Below are 18,572 nucleotides of genomic sequence, written 5' to 3' on the forward strand. Positions count from 1 at the left end.
GGCAAACGGAAGGAGGCGGGCCGATGCTGATTCGCAGCGCCCGGGTGGACCGCTATCAGTTCGACGCGTTCGTCCGCTCCTCGCGGACCGCCCGCGAATGGATGAAGGAAGCCGAACGGCAAGCCCGCTGGTTCGATCTGGAGCTGTTCGCCGATTTCTTCATGAGCTTCTACCTGGCGGAGCCCGTCTTCGAGCATCCCGTCGGAGGCGATCCGTTCCATCGCTGGATGCTGGCCTCCCTGCGTCGGCAGCATTTCTACCGCCTCATCCATCCGCGGACGATCGGCGAAGTGAATGCTTCGTTCAAGACGGCGCTCAAGGCGCTGTCATGGCTGACGGAATCCTACGAGGAGGAGGCGAAGCGGCGGGAACGGGAGAAACGGCCGATCCTTGCGGCCGGCGAGCAGGCTAAGGGCCCCGGAGGCAGCGAGGCCTCCGGGGAGCTGAAGGAGCGGCTCAGCGAGCGCCAGCTGGAGCAGCTGCAGCTCGTCGGCTACCGGCTGCAGCAGGGCCGGCGGACGGTAGAGGACAAGCAGCGCGAGCAGGACAGCCGCCCGCTGGATCTCGAGGAGCGCCGCGCCTTGCGGCAGCGGGTCGAGCAGCTGCGCGAGGCGATGCGGACCGACTATCTGCGCCGCGACAAGCTGCGGGCCAAGCTGACCAAGGCCGAAGCCGAGCTGCAGCAGCTTGAACGTCGCCTGTCCCGCGTCAGCGCCCGCGAGGCGGCGGCCATGCAGCGCATCGAGGATGAGCTCGGCGATTGGCTCGGACAGTCGCTGCGGGGCTCGTTGGAGCGGGAGAGCAAGGACAGCGGCGACATCTTCGGGCTCATGCAGGCGAGCCAGCGGCTGGCCAACCGGCGCTGGGGAAGCGAGCTCGGACGCCTGCGGCGCCAGACGTTCGAGGAGTACAGCCGCTGGGTCGAGCAGCTGCGGAGCCGCAAGGATCTGCTCGCTTTTCTGGAGGCTGTCGGCCGCAGCGTGCACTCGCTGAAAGCCATGCGCAAGAAAGCCTCGTCGCTGCGTGTCCATGAGGCTTACGGAGGACTGGAGCTCGCCGGCGACATCGCCCGCATGCTTCCGGGAGAAGCGAGCCTGCTTGCCGATCCCGACTTCGAGCCCTATTTCCTGATGAAGCTGCTGGACCGCAAGCTGCTGGCCTATTCTCCGGAAGATGAGGCCGAGGAATCCCAGCGCGGCCCGGTCATATGCATGATGGATACATCCCATTCGATGCGCGGATCCAAGCTCCGTCTCGTCCAGGTGTTCACGGCCGCATTCGCCGCGTTCGCGCTGGCGGAACGCAGAGACTTCACGCTGCTGCTGTTCGGCGCGAAGGGCGAGGTCATCGAGCATCGCCTCTATCATCAGCGGCCCGACTGGGACCGTTTCTACGGCATCGCCTCCCTCGCTTACGGCGGCGGCACGAACTTCGACGCTCCCCTTGCGAGAGGCATCGACATCGTGGAGCATGTTCGCGGGTTTGCCGCCGCCGATTTCGTCATGCTGACCGACGGCGTCGGAGAGATCACTCCCCCGCTGCGGGAGCGTCTCGCAAGGCTCTCCGCCCGCAGGAGCGTGCGCCTGCATACGCTGATCGTCGGCTCGGCAAGACAGCATCTTGCCGCCGAATATGATATCCTGGGAGTCTCTCACCGGGTCCGCTTCGCGCAGGCCTGGGATTCCCGCGATGCCGAAGCAGGAAGCCTTCTGCTCGACGTCTTCGCCGCATCGGGCGAAAAGCAGGAGGACCGCCGGCGGAGACGGCGCCTTTGATCCCATGCCAAAGAGGCTGCGCCTTTCGCGCAGCCTCGGCTTGCTTCTTTTCGCCGTCCTTGCCGCCAGCCGCCTTGAACAGCGTTCAGCGGGTCGCCAGCCATGCCGCGCAGGCCGCCCAAAACGGCAGCGACAGAGCCAGTCCGTTCAACAATCCGGTCAGCAAATGGCCTTCCCGTCGAATCATGAGACATCTCTCCCTGTTTTCCGTAATGGATTCATTATGGCCCTTGCGGCCGCCGTTTAGACGGAGCGTAGTTGACTTGTTTTACCCCGTGAAGCGCTTTCACAAACCTCGTGTCCGGCCTGCACGGGCGCTTGAATCTATTCTATGCAAAGAGGTGATTCGTTATGATCTGCCGAAGCGGCTGCGCCGCCTGCTGCATCGCCCCTTCGATTTCGTCTCCGATTCCGGGCATGCCTGACGGCAAGCCCGCCGGAGTTCCCTGCGTGCAGCTGCTGCCGGATCTGCGCTGCGCCCTGTTCGGCAAGCCCGATAGGCCGGCCGTATGCGGCGAGCTTCACGCATCCGCCGACATGTGCGGAGATTCCCGCGACGAGGCCCTCGCTTATCTGAAATGGCTGGAAAAAGCCACCGCTCCCGGCGCATGACGACCGGGAGATTTTGTCGGAAAAAATAAAAAAACGCCGCTCCCGACAGATGTCGAAAACAACGTTTTTGCGAAGGGAATGAATCCTGAAAAGTTGAAAATGGTGCTGATGAAGGGATTCGAACCCCCGACCTACGCATTACGAATGCGTTGCTCTACCAGCTGAGCTACATCAGCAAATCATTGGTTGTCGCGACGTCTGCTTGTCCATGTTTTACAACAAGTTTTCGTCAGCGGCGACTTTTATAGAATACGCATTTTCGCGAATAATGTCAAGCATTTGTCGACGGGTTTCTGCGGCCGCATATGTGACGAATTTATGTCCGCCGTTTCCGCTTTGCCGGCCACGGGTAATGTAACGACAAGTAAGACTCGCGCTGCATCAGGATGCCGGAATGGATCCGGACCGGAAGCGAGCATAACAGAACGGAGGCGCATCGAACATGCCCTATTCCAAAATCATTGTCGGATACGACGGCTCGGAACAGTCCGTCCGTGCCCTGAGATCGGCGCTGGAGCTTTCTTCTGCCTTCAAAGCGCTGATCGAAGTCGTCCATGTCTATAATCTGACGCCGATCGTCGTTGGCGAGACGGTCGCGGGCTCGCCGCCCGCGGCAACGGAATCCATGAAGCTCGAAGCCGAGACGGTAGCTGCGGAAGCCCGCACCATCATCTCCTCGGTCACGGATACTCCGATCGAGGTGCTTATTGCCGAAGGCGATCCCGGCAAGACGATCACCTCGATCGCGGCTGACCGCGGCTCCGACCTTATCGTCGTGGGAAGCCACGGCAAAGGCGGCTTCAAGGAGCTGTTCACGGGCAGCGTCAGCCATTACGTGACCCAGCATGCCAAGGTTCCGGTGCTCGTCGTCAAATAGGCGGAGATCCCAGCCGGACGAGCTCCATCGCGGCTGTGACATGCTCCATCGCGGCTGTATAGAGAGATGCGGACAAAAGCGGAAAAGAGCCGGGCGGTTCTTTTCCGCTTTTGCATGTCTTTCGGCGGCGGATGAGATGCCGCTCAAGATGCAGAACAGCCCTTCGTCCGCGGGACGAAGGGCTCTCGCTCATATTCGCTGCGGTGCATCGCCTTCCGCTCCAGCCCCGGCGAAGCTGCTGTCCGCAGGCATGCGGAAGATGAATGTGCTGCCTTCTCCCTTGTCGCTCTGCAGCTCGAGCATGCCTCCGAGCAGCTTGGACAGCTGCAGGCTGATGGAGAGGCCGAGGCCGGTTCCGCCGTATTGGCGGGTAATGCTGCCGTCTTCCTGCTGGAAGGCCTCGAAGATGAGGTTCTGCTTCTCCTTGTCGATGCCGATGCCGGTGTCCTTGACGGCGAACACGATCCAGTCCACTTCGGGCGGAGCCGGCATCGGCTGCCGGAGCTTCTCCCTGCTCCGCAAGCGCGCGGACACGCGGGCTCCGAACAGCTCCTCGTCCCGTGCCGGGAGCAGCGCCCTGCGTTCACCGGACACCTTGAGCTCCACGAACCCGGACTCGGTGAACTTGAACGCGTTCGTCAGCAGATTGCGAAGCACCTGATTGACGCGCAGAGCGTCGGTCAGGAGCAGCTGCGGGGAATCCGGCTCGATCTCGACCCGGAACGGAAGTCCCTTTCGGTCGGCGACCGGCTGGAACTGCGCCTGGACGGCATGCAGCAGCTCGACGGCCGGAACGTTCTCCAGGGTAAGCTGCAGCTTGCCGGCTTCGACCTTCGACAGATCGAGGATATCGTCGATCAGATGGAGCAGATCCACTCCCGCTGCTTTTATGATGCCCGCGTAACGCTTGTCCTCCTCGCCGTATGCCTCGTCATCGCTCTCCTGGATCAGCTGCGAGATCAGGAGCATGCTGTTCAGAGGCGTCTTGAGCTCATGCGACATGTTGGCCAGGAACTCCGACTTGTAGCGCGACGAGAGCAGCAGCTGTCGAGCCTTGTCCTCCAGATCCCGCTTGGCTTCCCTCAGCTCCTTGGTTTGCCTGCGCAGAATCAGGTTCATATTCTTGAGCTCGACCATCCGCTGCTGATCGAGGCTGAAGTCGCGGATCATGTAGACGAAGAAGGCGCTGAGAAGGAGCGAGAGCAGCAGCGTCAGCGGCGCGTATTCGCTCCAATAGACGGACAGCGGAAGCACGCCGAGCCAGGAAATGTTTATGCAGTTGAGCAGATTGATGGCGAGTATGATCACAACGGCCTTCCGGAAAAATGTCCAGCGGCTCCGGCCGAGGAAATAGGCGAGCAGCGCTCCGGCGGCGCCCAGGATGAACATGTTGCCCATGCCGGCGAGAGAGGCCGCATGGATGCCGAATAGAAGCCTGCCCATGCCGATCCCGATTCCGATGGCCATAATCTGCCAAGGCTTGCTGAGGATCAGGACCGCCATGATCAGCGGCACATAACGGAGGTCGAACAGGATATGGTCGTTCACCCGAAGGCCGAAAACCATCGTCAGCCAGCCGGATGCGATGAAGATGATGGAGGCCAGCGCCTCCTGTATGCCGGGCCGCAGCCATTGGAAGGCGGTTTTATAGCCGAGATTGAACAGATAGGCGATGGTGATAAGCAGGCTGATGTTCATGAAGAAAACTTTGGATAGTGCCATGCCAGCCTCCGTCAGTTTCTTTTGTATGCCTACATTCTACATCAATTCTCAGCCTTCATCATCCATCGCCTGTCATTCCCCCCTGAGTTCACGCGAATGACAGGCGCCGAAACGATGCTTGTTGAATAATGTTCCTATTTCGTTCATATTCCTTTAATGCGTTTAATGTAAAATAAGGCAAGGAAAGATTAATTTCACAAGGGGGTGCTGTCCGATATGATGCAGCCGATCACGTTCAAAAACCGTTCTGTCCCCGTCTACTACCCCCCGGGTCAGGAGGAAGCGCTGAAGGCGCTCCCGGGCAAGCTGAGGGAGCTTGAGCTCAACTTCGATTTTCGCAAACGATGGAAAGAGATCGCCTCCGTCGAAATGTCGCGCGACGTGGCGATCTTCCAATATCATGACGGAACGAAGCTCTATCTGGAAGTAGGCTAGCCTTCTGCCGGAGGCGGCTCAGGCCGGGCCGTCCTCCAGGGAAGTCCTCCCTGCTCCGGCAGAAGGCTTGGACTTTCGTCCGGCCTCTCGACGGATTCGGCACCAGAACAAGCAGGCGCAAGGGAGTCGCTCTCCCTTGCGCCTGCTTGACGTTCATTCATGATTGTCCGACCCGTCCAGCCCGGACCTCCCGCTGCTCAAGCGTCGCGGCGCAGGATGCCCTCGATCTTCTCCAGCTCATCTCCGCTGAATTCCAGGTTGTCGAGCGCGCGGACATTGTCCTCGATCTGCGAAACCCGGCTTGCGCCGATGAGAGCGGAGGTGACCCGCCCGCCGCGCAGCGTCCAGGCAAGCGCCATCGCCGCCAGCGACTGGCCGCGCTCCTGGGCAAGAGCGTTCAGCTCGCGGATCTGCGCCAAGCGGCCCTCGGTGATCTGGCTGCCGCTCAGGAATACGCTTGGGCCGCCGGCCCGTGAATCCGCGGGTATGCCCTGCAGATAGCGGTCCGACAGCATGCCGCCCGCCAGCGGGGAAAAGACGATGGAGCCGATGCCCTCTTCCTCCAGCACATCCTGAAGCCCGTCCTCGATCCAGCGGTTGAACATGGAGTAGGACGGCTGATGGATCAGGCACGGGGTGCCGAGCTGCTTCAGGATGTATGCCGCTTCCCTGGCCTGCTCCGCGCTGTAGTTCGAGATGCCGGCGTAGAGCGCCTTGCCGGAACGGACCGCATGGTCCAGGGCAGACATCGTTTCCTCGAGCGGCGTATCGGGATCCGGACGGTGGTGATAGAAGATGTCGACATACTCCAGGCCCATCCTCTTCAGGCTCTGGTCGAGGCTCGAGAGGATGTATTTGCGCGAGCCCCACTCGCCGTAAGGGCCTTCCCACATGTAATAGCCCGCCTTGGTCGAGATGACGAGCTCGTCCCGGTAAGGCGCCAGGTCATCCTTCAGCATCCGGCCGAAGTTCTCTTCGGCGGAGCCTGGCGGAGGCCCGTAATTGTTCGCCAGATCGAAATGGGTGATGCCCAGGTCGAATGCCCTGCGCGCCATTTCCCTGCCGTTCTCGTAACGGTCGTTCCCTCCGAAGTTATGCCACAATCCGAGCGATATTGCCGGCAGCTTCAGCCCGCTGCGTCCGACGCGGTTGTACTTCATCGATTCGTACCGTCCGGAATGAGCTTGATATCCCATCGCCATCTTCCTCCCTTGAACCTCTATGATCGCCGTCTGCGGTCAAGCTGGAAACGGCGTCCTGCCATGCTGCTCATTATACCTCAAGAGCTCGGCGCCGGCTTGGCCGATCCTGGAACCGGCTCAGACGGTCAGCGTCCGGGTCCGCGGCGGAACGACATGCATGTCGGTAGCCGTTTCCGCGAAAAATCCGGGCTCCTCCTCCGCCAGGCTCAGCCAGGCATCGACGCAAGCCGGATCGAATTGCCGGCCGCGCTGAGCCGAGATGATTCCGAGCGCCTGCTCATGGGTCATCGCCTTGCGGTAGGACCTGGACGAGGTCAGCGCGTCGTACACGTCCGCGACGGCCGTAATGCGCGCGAACAGCGGTATCTCCTTCTCCCGCAGCCGGTCCGGATAGCCGGTTCCGTCCCACCGTTCATGATGGGACCGGATGACGGCAAGCTCTTCCCGCATGAAGCCGAGCTTGCGGCACAGCTCGTAGCCGTGCACGGGATGGAGCTCGACGACCGCGCGCTCCTCCTGGGTCAGCACATCGGGCTTGTTCAGGATCGACTGCGGAATCTGCAGCTTGCCCACGTCATGGATGATGCCGCCCTGGCCGATCGCCATGAGATCGGATGAGGCCAGCCCCATGCGCTCGGCCAGCTTCAGGGCATACAGGGCGACCCGATAGTTGTGCCCCGCCGTGTAGCCGTCCTTCTCTTCCGTCGCCTGGATCAGAGCCTGGACGCTTGGCGAGATGCATTTCTGCAGCCATTCCTTGGGATCCGAGCGGAACAGGGCTCTCATGGAATCCAGCAAGGAATGGGAGCTGGCATATTGGAGCAGGATGCCCGCCGCCACAGCCAGCAGGGACAGCAGAAGCAGCACATGGTACAGCCACCAGCTCAGACGCCACGGCTCGCCGAGCACCATGATGAGCTGACCCGCGCCGAGCCAGCCGCAGCTGTAGACGATCGAGAGCTGCAGCGGCATCCTGGCGGCCCTGTAGCCTTTCCAATAACTTCTGGCGGCGCTGGCGAGCAGGATGAGCACGATCGCCGTCGATGCGGTTCTCGTCGAATCCCTCTCCGACCACCCCGCGAGAATATGGGGATGGTTCATGGCGGAGAAGAAATAAAGCATCAGAACGACTGTCCAGGCGGGGACCAGCCACCGGTGGAAGCGCCCCAGGAACAGGACGAGCGGACGAGCCGCGTTCACGCCGGACAGCGCCAGCCACACGGAGGCGATGAGGATGCCCAGCTGCGAGGAGAGGCCCTGGACGGAGTTGTGCTCCATGATGAATCCCGGCGTGGCGAGCCCGTGCAGCATGATCAGCGCCGTCATGGAGATGTAGGCCAGCGCCAGGAACGATACGCCGATGTTGCGCAGCTTCATCCCGGTGTAGCCCATCGCCCCCGCAAGCAGCAAGGAGAAGACGGAAACGATCGTCACGATATAAAAATGTCCGACTGGGGAATGCCAATAGATGTCCAGAGTTCCGGACCATCTCAAAGCCTGGAACAGAATCAGGGGCAGCAGTATGAATGCAGCAGCCGTAAGCAGCTTCCGGTGAGGAGCGCGCATGGGACTGAAGATCACCTCGTATGACCGCATCGGGACGAATGGTGGAATAAAAGGCAGGACTTATGGATGCCTATACAAATAGCGGCCGCTGCATTAATATGGGAAAAATAAGCTTTATCCGTAGCATACCTTATCCTGGAAAGCTTTGAACAGAGCCAATATTCAAATTCATGACCTTTTGGTCCCGTTTGAAAGACGAACGATGGAAGATGCTGTCTTTTGAAAAGAATTATTTTTACAGGAGTTGAGACCTATTGTCATATCAATATGAAGTCAAAACATACAAAGAAACATTCGAAATGGTCGAGCTGACGGAGGCGGCGACCCGCTCCCGCGTGCTGATCTGTCCGGAACGCGGCGGCATCGCCCTGCAATGCCGGCTGAACGGCTATGAGCTGTTCTATCTCGACGAGGCCACGTTCCTGGATCCGGAAGCGAACATACGCGGGGGCAATCCCGTGCTCTTCCCGATCAGCGGCCAGCTGGCCAACGGAGAATACGAGTGGAACGGCCGCAAATACCGCATGCGCAACCACGGAGTCGCCCGCACCGAAGCTTGGGAGATCGCCGGCATCTCCGATGACCGTGAAGCCTCCGTCACCCTCCGCCTGCGCAGCAGCGAGCGGACGCTGGAGCAGTTCCCGTTCGATTTCGAGCTGTTGTTCACATACACCCTGAAAAACGGCGAGCTGTCCATCGCCCAGCAATACCGCAACCTGTCGGATTCGCCGATGCCGATGTATCCCGGCTTCCATCCCTACTTTGCCGCGGATTCCAAACACATCTCCTACCGGACGGACGCGACCCGGTATCTGGATTACAACGACGGTGAGGAAAAGCCGTTCGAAGGCTCCCTCGATCTCGGGAGCATGAAGGAATCGGCCGCCCTGCTGGATCCGGCCGCTCCGGAAATCGCCTTCAAGCCTTCCGGAAACCTTGCGGTCCGGATGCGCTACAGCGGCAGCTTCCGCTACGTCGTCCTCTGGAGCGTAGAGGGCAAGCCGTTCGTCTGCGTGGAGCCCTGGATGGCCCTGAACGGCGAGCTCAACCGCCAGCAGGAGCTCGTGCTCGTCCAGCCGGGCGAACCGGTCGAGGCCGAGCTGGTCATCGGCGCGTCCCATACGCTGTGACGTGTTGAAGCCGCAGCGGCATCGCCGATGCGCATGGCCGATATGTCCAAAAAGGAAAACGGACCTGCTCCCCTCTCCTAGGGGAATCAGGTCCGTTTTCCTTTGCATGTCCGTTATCGGATTTCTTTTTCGTACAGACAGAAGCCGTTGTCCGATCTGCCCATGAACGTATATCCGGACCTGCTGTAGAAGGCGTTGAGCTTGTCGTTGCTGCCGATGCAGTCGAGCCGTATCGCCGACTTGCCTTCGCAAGCGGCGCCCGTCTCCGCCCAGGACAGGATGGCACCGCCGATGCCTTGACCGGCATAATCGCGGTTGACGGCCAGCCGGTGCAGATACAGGTAAGGCTCATGGCCTTGCTCACCCCACAGCTCCTTGTCCCATTCGCCGGGCTGCTGAAGCAGGATGACCATTCCGGCAAGCGGCAGCCTCTCCTCCGCCGAGGCGATCGAGCCTGCCCGGAACAGGAACGCCTCTCCTCTGGCCGCCGCCTCTTCCAAGCCGTGGCTGTCCTCTCCTCGAAGCAAGCCGTTCCACTGCAGGGAACCGCTGGATTCCAGCCAGCCGGCGATGCCCCGGAGCATGTCCATCGCTTCCGCCGTTCCTTCCGGCCGTAGCCTCTCGACCGTCAATCCGCCCGCTTCCGCGCGCATCATCGTTATTCCACTCATAGCGATCCCGTCCCTTCCAGCGGTTTGCCCGCGCCTCCTCGTCCAGATCGCAGCTTGAGGAAGCTGTCTTGCACAAGCGGGCCTTGTCCACCCATTGTATCGCGGCGGCCTCATCCGCGCGAGCCCCCGGATTTTTCCGGAAAATGCTATAATGACCCGTAGCAAAGAAAAGGGGATCGGAATGATGCTCGAATTCAGCGAAAACGGCTATACGGTATCCTCCAACGGGGTATCGGTCGAGCTGTTCGCCAAGGAATATGCCCTGATGCGGTTTCTTTACCGCAATCAGGGAAGCGCCTTCAGCCGGGAACAGCTGCTCGACCGGGTATGGCCTCTCGAATATCCGGTCGAACGCACCGTAGACGACCATATCTATCGGCTCCGCAAAAAGCTGGCGCCCATCGAAGGCTTGGCGATCCGGACCGTGCGCAGCTTCGGCTACTGCCTCACCGTACGTTCCCAGCCGGCGGAAATCCATGCCGTCCCTTCAGCCGCCGACGAAGAGCTGCGGGAGCAGATGCGCACTATATTCGCCAAATATCACCGCTACGGCCAAGGGACTTCGATGCTGGCGCTTGCCCGGCAGCAGGATATCCTCGGTTATGAGCTGGACCCGTTCTACTCCGTTTACGTTCATTTTGTCCAGGGAGACGTGCAATGGCTGCTCTACGGAGGCGGCTTGCCTGCTTCCGAAAGGGTCTACTGGCTGCTTCTGTTCTACCTGTTTGCCGGGGAGCCCCAGGCCAGCCTGGACTACTGCGAGCGTGTGCTCGCGACAGGGAAGCTCCCTCCTGCCCAGCACCGCGAAATCGAGATGCTCAACATTCTGGATCTGTACACGCTGGCCGGAGCGCCGCACAAGGCTCTGGAGCGGATCGAGTTGACCCGCAGCTTGATTATGGAGGACCCGAGCTACGAAAGCTTCGAAACGCCGGCGGCCACATCCGGGATGTACGCCCAGCTCCTAAGCGGCTCGGGAGACCAGGAGCTGCAAGCCAGCTCCACAGCCATCGAGCAGCTCCTGGCGGCCAAGCCCTATTTGAGGGAAATCGGCAGCTACTCCATCGTGAACGGGCTGTGGCGGCTGAGAAAGAACGAGCGCCGCTCCGGCGAGGCGCTGCTCGACGAGGGACTTGGCGTGCTGGAGCTTTCCGGATTCGTCCCGATCCGGCTGTTCGGGCTTTACCGCATCGTCCAATTTTGCCGAAGAGCCGCCTTCAAGGGCAGTTCCGAGGTAACGCGCAAATACGAGGAGCTGTTCGCGGAGGCGCAAGCCCGCTGCGGACTCCCTGGCCTCGTGCCGGATATCGAAGCGTTGCTGGACGACTGCTTGGCGGACTGACCCTGGAAGGCTGGCGGCACTGGAATCGCAACAGCTTTCTTCATTCTCCTGATAATTCTCTGACAATCCGGCGGTATACTCGGCTCAACAAACGGCTAATGCCAACGGACAGGGGAAGATCACCATGGGAATTGAAATGCCGATCCATCATGACCGCGCCCAAAAAGGCCTGCTCGGCAACAAGCTGTACAGGCGCACCTTCGCCGCTTACGCAGCGTCATCCTTCGGCGACTGGTTCGATATGCTCGCCATCCAGGTGCTGGTCGCCTATCGCTGGGAAGCCGGCCCGCTCATGCTGGCGCTCATTCCGGTCAGCCTGGCGCTGCCGGGCATCCTGCTCGGTTCCGTTGCGGGAGTGGCCGCCGACCGACTGAACAAGCTGCAGCTGATGCGATGGTGCGATCTGCTCACCGCTGCGCTGACCGCCGCCCTGCTGCTCGTTCCGAACATGCTCTGGCTGCTGCCCGTCCTCGGGCTTCGCTCTGCCGTTTCCGCGCTCAATGTGCCGGCCCAGCAGTCCTTGACCCGCAGCCTTGTGCGGGACGATCAGCTGCTGCAGGCAGCCTCGTTGAACGGCCTCGTGAACCAGAGCTCCAAAATCGCCGGCCCCTTGCTCGGCGGATTGGCCTTGACGGTCCTTTCCCCCGCATGGTGCATCGGATTCAACGTCTGCATGCGGCTTTTCTCCTATGCCATGCTTTTGTTCATCAATAACGATGCCGTTGCCGGTACTGCTGCGGACGTCAGCGGCTCCGCCCGCAGTGGCAGCGCTCCTGCGGAAGGCGGCAAGCCGCTGCCGTTCCGCCAGATGTGGAAGGAGGGCTGGAGCTTCATCCTCCGGAACAGGCTGCTGCGCAATACGATGCTGTTCGGCCTGCTCGGCGCGTTGTCGATCCAGATCGTCGATTTCCAGTTCGCCAGCCTGTTTCTCGTGCTGGCGCCAGACAAGGAGTACATGCTCGGCTGGCTGGTTGCGGCTGCCGGAGCCGGCGCGGTGGGAGCGATCGCTCTCCTGAACAAGATCGGGCGGAGCCTGGGATACGGCTTGCGTCTCGGCGGAGGATACGCGATGATCGGCGCGGCAGTCGGCGGACTCGGTCTCCTGCCTTCCGGCGCCGCTGCGCTGCCGGTCCTTTTGCTCGGCCTGCTCCTCGGAGCCGGCAACGGCATGTTCATCATCGCCTTCAATTATTGCCTTCAGAAGGAGACGCCTCCGCACATGACGGGCCGGGTGTTCGGCATCCAGAGCATGGTCCTCAGCACGGTGATGATCGCCGCTCCGCTGCTCGGCGGATTCCTCGTCGAGCTGGCCGGCCCTCGGGAAATCTTCGGCCGGTTCGGTGTCGTCATCGTTCTGCTCGGCGCGGCCGGAATCCTGCTCAGCCGCTGGATTTGGCCCGCCGAGCCGGCACGTGTGGATGCGGAGGCTTGAAGCCTGAAACCAGTTCGCTTCGCTGCCGGATGGCCCTGTAAGGTAAACCCAAGTTCGCTTCGCTGCCGGACAGCCCTGTAAGGTGAACCCATTTCGCTTCGCTGCCGGATGGCCCTGTAAGGTGAACCCAAGTTCGCTTCGCTGTTGGATGGCCCTGTGGTGAACCCCATTCGCTTCGCTGCCGGACAGCCCTGTTAGGTGAACCCTATCCGCTTCGCTGCCAGACGGCCCTGTAAGGTGAACCCCATTCGCTTCGCTGCCGGACGGCCCTTCCGATCGCTGTTGCCGCCAGATTTCCCGATTAGATGGTTTCAAAGGTGGAAATCCGGCGGCAAAGGCGACCATTCCCATTTCTCCAGGGCCATTCCGGATGCTTCGCTTCCGGGTTCAACCCCAGGAGCGTTTCCGGTGGCTTCGCTCCCGGGCTCAACCCCAGGAGCCTTTCCAGTGGCTTCGCTTCCGGATTCAACCCCAGGAACCTTCCGGTGGCTTCGCTTCCGGATTCAACCCCAGGAACCTTCCGGTGGCTTCGCTCCCGGGCTTAACCCCAGGAGCCTTTCCAGTGGCTTCGCTTCCGGATTCAACCCCAGGAGCCTTCCGGTGGCTTCGCTTCCGGGCTCAACCTCAGGAGCCTTTCCGGTGGCTTCGCTTCCGGGTTCAACCCCAGGAGCCTTTCCCGAGGCTTCACTTTCGGGTTCCACCCCAGGAACCTTCCGGTGGCTTCTCTCCCCGGTTCAACCCAAGGGCCATTTCGGTGGCTTCGCTCCCCGGTTCAACCCGCAAGTAGCCTTTCCGGTGGCTTGCTCCCGGTCAACCCGCCGGAGCCTTTCCGGTGGCTTCGCTCCAGGACTCACCCCCAGGAAGCCGTTCCGTAGGAAAAGGCCCGCCGTTTGCAGAGTCTCTTCCCTGCACCCACATCAGCTTGCGACCAAGCTTCCGAAAAGGCCGAACGGCAAGACAAAAAGATCCCTTCCCGGCAGGAAACGGCATGTTTGCCGCCAATCCGCCGTGGAAGGGATCTTTCTTTTTGAACAGGACGGCTGCTCATCCGCCCATCCGGATAAAATCGATCTCGGCCAGGTCGCCGATGATGCCGACTGCGGCGCGGGTGCCGCTGGCCGCCGCGACGACGATCTGCGACGGCGAGAACCCCGCCGTATCCCCCGCCGCATAGACGCCGGGGACGCTTGTGCGGCCGGAGCCGTCGGCCGAAACGGAGCCGTATGCGTCATGCGCGCATCCGAGCTGGCTCCCAAGCGGAGTGCCAAGCATCCCGTCCGGCGTGGCGAAGCCGCCGCTGCGGGCTATCCGGCTGCCGTCCTCGAAGACGACCTCGCGCAGCATGCCGCCGTTTCCTTCAAGAGCAGCGATTCGGAGAGAGCAGACCTTCACTCCCCGGCTTTCCAGCGCTTGCCTCTGCTGCATGGTCAGATTGGACGCCCCATGGCTGCATACGAGCAGATCGCGGCTCCACCCGAGCAATAACCGCGCCTGCTGGAACAAGCCGGATCCGGTCGACAGCGCAAGCAGCGGTTGCCCGCGAAGCTCCCAGCCGTCACAGTAGGGACAGCTGAACAGGCTTTTGCCGTACATCTCCCGCAGTCCGGGAATATTCGGGAACCGCTCCTGCAATCCAGCGGCGAGCAGCAGCGTGCGGGCGGCGGCGGAACCACCCGCTGCGGTAAAGACACGGAAACCTCCATTCGCCTTCTCCACCGATACGACCCTGCTCTTGCTCAGCCGCACCGAGGGATATCTCGCCAGTTCATTGCTGGCGAGGGAACGGAATTCCGCAGGCGCAATCCCGTCTCTCGTCAGATAGCCGTGGCTGGCCTCCGTCACGGAGTTGCGCGGCTGATGATCGTCGAGCAGAAGGACCGATCTTTGCGAGCGGCCCAGCATCAAGGCGGCGCTCAGGCCCGCAGGCCCGCCGCCTATGATTGCGCAGTCCCAATCCATCCCCCGAAGCCCCCTTCCCCTTGCTACTCTAACCTTATTAGGAAAATAGCACGCGTAGAAGAGGAGCCGCCCGGACGAAAAGACGGAGACAAAAGCGGGCTTCACCGCTTCCGTCTCCGCCTTGGCGAATGTGCTTCAACCTCGTGAATCCTTTGTCCCGGAGGTTACTTTCGTCCCGTAACCGGCACTGCGGCTCCGTAGTACTCCTCCAGCGTGTCGCCGCTCGCAGCGAGCTTGACGGCCAGCTCCTTGCCTACGAAGCGGATATGCCACGGCTCGTATTTATAGCCCGTAATGGATTCCTTGCCTTCGGGATAGCGGATGATGAAGCCGTAATCCGCCGCATGCGCCGCCAGCCACTCCGCTTCCGGAGTACCGCCGAAGCAGCTTTCCGCGGCGCATTTGCCGTCCGTCCCGGACATGTCGATCGCAAGGCCGGTCTGGTGCTCGCTATGCCCCGGACGTGCGCTGTATTTGTCCGCAGCAGCGACTCCGTCTTTTTTGGCATAGTTGTCAAACAGCGTTTTTTGTCTCGTTTCCGAACGGTAGCCCGAAACCCCTGCAAGCGAGATTCCGTCTTTCTTCGCTCCCGCCACCAGCTTCTCCAGCGCCCCGGCAGCTTCCTTGCGGAGCTTGCGCTTGTCGATCTTCTCGCTGAAGGTGAACGGAATATCCGGGTAGACGAGATCATCCGGCACGTAGCCCTTCGGCAGGCGGAACTCCTTGTTGATCAAAGCCGCGACTGTATCGGCCTGGGCCGCCACCTGTTCGGACGGCTGCCCGGATACAGCGGTTCCTTGTCCGTCCTTGTCCCCGGCCGGCTTGTCTGTGCTGCCTGTGCTGCCGGCCGGCTTGTCTGCGCCGCCCTTGGAGCCGGATGGATCCTTCGTTCCGCCTGCATTGGCTGCGCCCCCTGCATCCGGTGCCGCACCGATGTCGTTGCCGTCATTGGCTGCCGGCTCCTGCGACGGCGACGGAGAGGCCGTCTGCGCATTTCCAGCCGCCTCGTTGACTGCCGCGCCCGTTCCCGGAGCGGAGTTGTCGGAGCAGGCTGCCGCAGCCCAAGCGGTAAGGGCAAGCAGAAGCGCTGCCGCGATTCGTTTGTTTCGGTTTTTCATGGTCGTCGTTCCCCTTTGCTGTATGAAATCCGCCTGCCGGCGGCCTGCTGGCCATGTCTTGCCGGTCCCCGGAGAGCTGTGTCGCTTCCATTGGAGCCTGCGGCTTCGCAAATTCTTGAAGCAGGATCAACCTTGCGTAGGATCCGGTGCCTGGCAATCAGCCTTGTCCATCATGTCGAATGAATGATTGTTAACCTTGTGAACGATCCCGGAGCAGGAAATGTTTCACCCTCCATGCCCGTCCTCCATCGTATCAGACCGCAGCCGGGGATGGAACAGGGAGCCGCAGGCGCCGCTGCAGGAATATGCCGCAAGTTCCATTTGAACGAAACGGCAAGGAAGTTTATGCTTAGTTTTGGAAATGCTATAGCTTGAGAGGAGTATGTTTCATGTCCCATCTATTCGTGTCGCCCTTCGAAATCAGGCTTGGCGACGGCGGCATTATCCGCGGCGAAGTGCGTGCGGCCAAAAAGCCGGGAGATCGCCCGGCCCTGTTCCTGGCCCATGGCTTCAAGGGCTTCAAGGATTGGGCCTTCATGCCTTATGCGGCCGAGAAGCTGGCCGAAGCCGGCTTTGTCGCCATCACATTCAATTTCTCGCGCAACGGAGTCGGCGAGCGGGATTTCGACGAGCTGTCCAAATTCGGCTACAACACCTACACCCGCGAGCAGGCTGACCTGCAGGAAGTCCTCAAAGCCGCGATCGGCGGCAATCTGCCCCACTCGAGCTTGATCCAGCGGGCTAAGCTCGGCGTGATCGGCCACAGCAGAGGCGGAGGCAACGCTCTCATCTTCGCCGCCGAGCATCCGCTCATCCGAGCAGCCGCTACCTGGAACGGCATCGCCCGCGCCAACTTGTTCGACGACGCCTTCGAGGCCAAGGCCCGCGAGGAAGGCGTCGCCTACGTCGCCAATTCCCGGACGCAGCAGGAAATGCCTGTCCGGCGCGAGTTTTTCGAGGATCTGGACGCCAATAAAGACCGCTTCGACATTCCCGCCCGCCTCGCCGGCCTCCGGATTCCGGTCCTGATGATTCAAGGAAGCGACGATGCTCCCCGTCTGGTCGAAGGCTTTCGCCGCCTGCAGGAAGCGGCGCCCCGACAGCAGGCGCTCGAGCTGGAGGGAACCGGCCATACATTCGGCGCCGTTCATCCTTTTGCCGGCACGACGGAGGCTCTGGAGCAGGCTCTGGATGCCACGATCGGCTTTTTCAAAACCAATTTGTAGAAATTTCATGTTCCGTTAAGGTAACCCGGCATGGATTTTGATATTATTCTCGCAGCAAGTACTATCCAGAATCTATTCCATTCACCACTCTTTGAAGGATACAGAAGGGAGTCAATCGTTTCATGGCAGATAAGGACAAGGATCCCAAGGATCATCTCGATCCGGTCGATCCAAAACAGGACGAGCATCTTACGATGGAGGATACGGCAACGAACGAGGGCGTCGAATTCGCTGGCCGCAGCGGCGACGAGCATCGCGAAGAAACGCTTCAAGCCGAGGATATTGTCGAGGAGGAGCGCGCCGAGGAATCCCTGCGGCAGGCCGAGAACGACGCCGAGATCCATACGGCGGATCCCGAGCGCGCATTCGGTTCGGTGCCGGTCATGGAAGGAAGCGTCGTCAACGCTTCCGCCGGAGCGGCTGACCTGCCGCTGAGGGACGGCGACGGATCGGGCCCTCGCCGCAGCGGGGCCGCTACCGGCTGGATGATTGCCTCGCTCTTGCTGGCAGTCGCGCTTGTCATCGCGCTTGTCAGTTTCTTCAACGGCGGCGGCGGCGCAGCATCGGGCGGCACGGTCGCCACCGTCAACGGCGAGAAGATCTCGAAGGACGAGCTGTACGAGGCGATGGTTCCTTCCGCCGGCACGACGGCTCTGGACAGCCTCATCACGATGAAGCTCGTCGACCAGGAAGCCAGCAACAAGAAGATCGAGGTCACCGACGATGAGATGGCCAAGGAGCTTGCCGACGTCAAGAAGAACTTCGCCAGCGAAAGCGCGTTTAAGGACGCTCTGAAGCAGGCCGGCTTGTCGGAGGATGTTCTCAACAACCAGCTGCAGATGCAGGTGCAGCTCCGCAAGCTGCTCAAGGACAAAGTCAAGGTAACCGACGCGGACATCCAGAAGTATTATGATGAGAACAAAGCCTCCTTCGCGACCGAAGAGCAGGTTAAAGCCTCCCATATTCTCGTCAAGACGAAGGAAGAAGCCGACGCCATCGAGAAGCAGCTCAAGAACGGCGGCGACTTCGCGGCGATCGCCAAGGAAAAATCGACCGATACCGGCAGCGCGGCCAATGGCGGCGACCTCGGCTACTTCGGCAAAGGCGCCATGGTTCCGGAATTCGAGAAGGCGGCCTTCGACCTCAAGGTCGGCGATATCTCCGAACCGATCAAATCCGACTACGGCTACCATATCATCAAAGTCATCGACCACAAGCAAGCCTCGACGCCGACGCTGGAAGAGAAGAAGGCGGAGATCACGGAGTCGCTTGAATATCAGCAGCTGGGCACTCTGTCCCAGACGCTCATCACCGACCTCCGCGGCAAGGCGACGATTGCGAATTCGTTCGAAGAGAAAGAAAATGCCGCCGCCAACACCGGAGCAGCAGAAAACAGCGCAGGCGCTGAAAACGCGGCCGCGAACAACAGCTAGGCGGGCACGCTGGACAGCAATAAAAAGGCTTCCGGAGCCATCCATGAGGATGGGCTTCGGAAGCCTTTTTTT

The 18,572-nt window shown here is 61.0% G+C and carries 15 protein-coding genes and 1 tRNA gene; 9 read left to right on the plus strand and 7 right to left on the minus strand.

All coding sequences use genetic code 11. The features are described from left to right. Positions 1 to 23: 23 nt before the first annotated feature. Complete coding sequence (locus tag CIC07_RS22505) at positions 24 to 1,775, plus strand: vWA domain-containing protein (protein ID WP_076357863.1); 1,752 nt, start codon at positions 24 to 26, stop codon at positions 1,773 to 1,775. A gap of 351 nt (positions 1,776 to 2,126) precedes the next feature. Continuing rightward, entirely contained in the window at positions 2,127 to 2,387 is a 261-nt protein-coding gene (locus CIC07_RS22510) for a YkgJ family cysteine cluster protein (protein ID WP_076357862.1), read from the plus strand. 100 nt (positions 2,388 to 2,487) lie between these two features. Here CIC07_RS22510 and CIC07_RS22515 read toward each other — a convergent pair. Next, positions 2,488 to 2,563 (minus strand) — tRNA-Thr (locus tag CIC07_RS22515). Between the two features lie 266 nt (positions 2,564 to 2,829). Here CIC07_RS22515 and CIC07_RS22520 point away from each other — a divergent pair. Beyond that, a complete protein-coding gene (locus tag CIC07_RS22520; protein ID WP_076357861.1) occupies positions 2,830 to 3,264 on the plus strand; it encodes a universal stress protein in 435 nt (144 codons plus the stop codon). A gap of 189 nt (positions 3,265 to 3,453) precedes the next feature. On the opposite strand, the gene CIC07_RS22525 is transcribed toward CIC07_RS22520, so the two are convergent. Further along, complete coding sequence (locus tag CIC07_RS22525; RefSeq protein WP_076357859.1) at positions 3,454 to 4,986, minus strand: sensor histidine kinase; 1,533 nt, start codon at positions 4,984 to 4,986, stop codon at positions 3,454 to 3,456. 216 nt (positions 4,987 to 5,202) lie between these two features. Between CIC07_RS22525 and CIC07_RS22530 the strand changes: the two genes are divergently transcribed. After that, a complete protein-coding gene (locus tag CIC07_RS22530; RefSeq protein ID WP_048746503.1) occupies positions 5,203 to 5,421 on the plus strand; it encodes a hypothetical protein in 219 nt (72 codons plus the stop codon). Between the two features lie 197 nt (positions 5,422 to 5,618). On the opposite strand, the gene mgrA is transcribed toward CIC07_RS22530, so the two are convergent. Both mgrA and CIC07_RS22540 read right to left on the minus strand, forming a co-directional pair. After that, the gene (mgrA, locus tag CIC07_RS22535; protein WP_076357858.1) at positions 5,619 to 6,617 is read right to left on the minus strand and encodes an L-glyceraldehyde 3-phosphate reductase; all 999 of its coding nucleotides are present in this window, start codon (positions 6,615 to 6,617) and stop codon (positions 5,619 to 5,621) included. 123 nt (positions 6,618 to 6,740) lie between these two features. Then, complete coding sequence (locus CIC07_RS22540) at positions 6,741 to 8,189, minus strand: HD-GYP domain-containing protein (protein ID WP_094248263.1); 1,449 nt, start codon at positions 8,187 to 8,189, stop codon at positions 6,741 to 6,743. 254 nt (positions 8,190 to 8,443) lie between these two features. Between CIC07_RS22540 and CIC07_RS22545 the strand changes: the two genes are divergently transcribed. Next, complete coding sequence (locus CIC07_RS22545; RefSeq protein ID WP_234992974.1) at positions 8,444 to 9,319, plus strand: aldose epimerase family protein; 876 nt, start codon at positions 8,444 to 8,446, stop codon at positions 9,317 to 9,319. A 113-nt stretch (positions 9,320 to 9,432) separates the two neighbouring features. Here the strand turns inward: CIC07_RS22545 and CIC07_RS22550 are convergent, their stop codons facing one another. Then, the gene (locus CIC07_RS22550; RefSeq protein ID WP_076357856.1) at positions 9,433 to 9,990 is read right to left on the minus strand and encodes a GNAT family N-acetyltransferase; all 558 of its coding nucleotides are present in this window, start codon (positions 9,988 to 9,990) and stop codon (positions 9,433 to 9,435) included. A 151-nt stretch (positions 9,991 to 10,141) separates the two neighbouring features. On the opposite strand from CIC07_RS22550, the gene CIC07_RS22555 reads away from it, so the two are divergent. Further along, positions 10,142 to 11,332, plus strand: coding sequence for a winged helix-turn-helix domain-containing protein (locus CIC07_RS22555; protein WP_234992973.1), 1,191 nt, complete (start codon positions 10,142 to 10,144; stop codon positions 11,330 to 11,332). Positions 11,333 to 11,456: 124 nt separating this feature from the next. Next, complete coding sequence (locus tag CIC07_RS22560) at positions 11,457 to 12,764, plus strand: MFS transporter (protein ID WP_234992972.1); 1,308 nt, start codon at positions 11,457 to 11,459, stop codon at positions 12,762 to 12,764. Positions 12,765 to 13,808: 1,044 nt separating this feature from the next. Here the strand turns inward: CIC07_RS22560 and CIC07_RS22565 are convergent. Next, complete coding sequence (locus CIC07_RS22565; protein WP_076357854.1) at positions 13,809 to 14,723, minus strand: NAD(P)/FAD-dependent oxidoreductase; 915 nt, start codon at positions 14,721 to 14,723, stop codon at positions 13,809 to 13,811. Between the two features lie 164 nt (positions 14,724 to 14,887). Further along, positions 14,888 to 15,841, minus strand: coding sequence for a M15 family metallopeptidase (locus CIC07_RS22570; RefSeq protein ID WP_076357853.1), 954 nt, complete (start codon positions 15,839 to 15,841; stop codon positions 14,888 to 14,890). 389 nt (positions 15,842 to 16,230) lie between these two features. Between CIC07_RS22570 and CIC07_RS22575 the strand changes: the two genes are divergently transcribed. Continuing rightward, positions 16,231 to 17,067, plus strand: a complete 837-nt coding sequence (locus CIC07_RS22575) for an alpha/beta hydrolase family protein (protein ID WP_076357852.1) — start codon at positions 16,231 to 16,233, stop codon at positions 17,065 to 17,067. Between the two features lie 122 nt (positions 17,068 to 17,189). Further along, complete coding sequence (locus tag CIC07_RS22580; protein ID WP_083688257.1) at positions 17,190 to 18,500, plus strand: foldase protein PrsA; 1,311 nt, start codon at positions 17,190 to 17,192, stop codon at positions 18,498 to 18,500. Positions 18,501 to 18,572: the final 72 nt, after the last annotated feature.

The organism is Paenibacillus sp. RUD330 (assembly GCF_002243345.2).
GTDB lineage: Bacteria > Bacillota > Bacilli > Paenibacillales > Paenibacillaceae > Paenibacillus_O.

Excerpts from the sequence above, each read along its gene's own strand:
- CIC07_RS22525 (WP_076357859.1), bottom strand. The coding sequence starts at position 4,986 with ATGGCACTATCCAAAGTTTTCTTCATGAACATCAGCCTGCTTATCACC.
- CIC07_RS22550 (WP_076357856.1), bottom strand. The coding sequence starts at position 9,990 with ATGAGTGGAATAACGATGATGCGCGCGGAAGCGGGCGGATTGACGGTC.
- CIC07_RS22505 (WP_076357863.1), top strand. The coding sequence starts at position 24 with ATGCTGATTCGCAGCGCCCGGGTGGACCGCTATCAGTTCGACGCGTTC.
- CIC07_RS22580 (WP_083688257.1), top strand. The coding sequence starts at position 17,190 with ATGGCAGATAAGGACAAGGATCCCAAGGATCATCTCGATCCGGTCGAT.
- CIC07_RS22520 (WP_076357861.1), top strand. The coding sequence starts at position 2,830 with ATGCCCTATTCCAAAATCATTGTCGGATACGACGGCTCGGAACAGTCC.
- CIC07_RS22570 (WP_076357853.1), bottom strand. The coding sequence starts at position 15,841 with ATGAAAAACCGAAACAAACGAATCGCGGCAGCGCTTCTGCTTGCCCTT.
- CIC07_RS22510 (WP_076357862.1), top strand. The coding sequence starts at position 2,127 with ATGATCTGCCGAAGCGGCTGCGCCGCCTGCTGCATCGCCCCTTCGATT.
- CIC07_RS22575 (WP_076357852.1), top strand. The coding sequence starts at position 16,231 with ATGTCCCATCTATTCGTGTCGCCCTTCGAAATCAGGCTTGGCGACGGC.
- CIC07_RS22555 (WP_234992973.1), top strand. The coding sequence starts at position 10,142 with ATGACCCGTAGCAAAGAAAAGGGGATCGGAATGATGCTCGAATTCAGC.
- CIC07_RS22530 (WP_048746503.1), top strand. The coding sequence starts at position 5,203 with ATGATGCAGCCGATCACGTTCAAAAACCGTTCTGTCCCCGTCTACTAC.
- mgrA (WP_076357858.1), bottom strand. The coding sequence starts at position 6,617 with ATGGGATATCAAGCTCATTCCGGACGGTACGAATCGATGAAGTACAAC.
- CIC07_RS22560 (WP_234992972.1), top strand. The coding sequence starts at position 11,457 with ATGGGAATTGAAATGCCGATCCATCATGACCGCGCCCAAAAAGGCCTG.
- CIC07_RS22540 (WP_094248263.1), bottom strand. The coding sequence starts at position 8,189 with ATGCGCGCTCCTCACCGGAAGCTGCTTACGGCTGCTGCATTCATACTG.
- CIC07_RS22565 (WP_076357854.1), bottom strand. The coding sequence starts at position 14,723 with ATGGATTGGGACTGCGCAATCATAGGCGGCGGGCCTGCGGGCCTGAGC.